This is a genomic window from Variovorax sp. WDL1 (genome assembly GCF_001541225.1).
In the GTDB taxonomy this organism is placed as follows: Bacteria; Pseudomonadota; Gammaproteobacteria; order Burkholderiales; family Burkholderiaceae_C; genus Variovorax.
This window is the reverse complement of sequence record NZ_LMTS01000143.1, coordinates 485-1116: the sequence shown is the minus strand read 5'-3', so window position 1 is coordinate 1116 and position 632 is coordinate 485. Positions and strand designations below refer to the sequence as shown.

The window sequence follows — 632 nt, the reverse complement described above, 5'->3', positions numbered from 1 at the left end:
CCACCGTTACCCCCGCGTGCCCAACCTGGGCGACATGACCACGATCGCCCGCCAGGTCCGCGCCGGCACCGTGCCCGCGCCAGACCTCCTGGTCGGCGGCACGCCGTGCCAGTCGTTCAGCGTGGCCGGCGCCCGCCGTGGCCTGGATGACCCGCGCGGCGCCTTGACCCTTGCCTATGTGGAGCTTGCAAATGCCATCGACCAAACCCGCCACCAAGACCGCCGCCCGCCGGCAACGCTCGTCTGGGAAAACGTCCCCGGCGTCCTCAGCGACCGCAGCAACGCCTTCGGGCACTTCCTGGGCGCACTGGCCGGCGAAAGCCGTGCGCTTGAACCGCCAGGGCAAAAATGGGCGCACGCAGGTTGTGTGTCTGGACCCCGGCGCCGCATCGCCTGGCGCGTGCTCGACGCTCAATATTTCGGCGTCGCCCAACGGCGCCGTCGCGTGTTTCTTGTGGCAAGTGGTGGAGGTGGCGTCGATCCCGCCGAGGTACTTTTTGAGCGCCCAGGCCTGCGCGGGGATTCTTCGCCGGGCTTCGCGCCGTGGCAAGACGCTGCCGGCGCTGCTGGATCGGGCGCTGCGGCAGCAGGCTGGTACTCGGGATATGCAGGACTGAAGCAGCCCTACGGCA

The 632-nt window shown here is 69.5% G+C and carries 1 protein-coding gene; it reads left to right on the top strand.

Annotation, left to right across the window (positions count from 1 at the left end; genetic code table 11):
• Positions 1–632, top strand: a 632-nt coding sequence (locus tag APY03_RS44130; RefSeq protein ID WP_332307392.1) for a DNA cytosine methyltransferase, incomplete at both ends; no start/stop codon positions are given.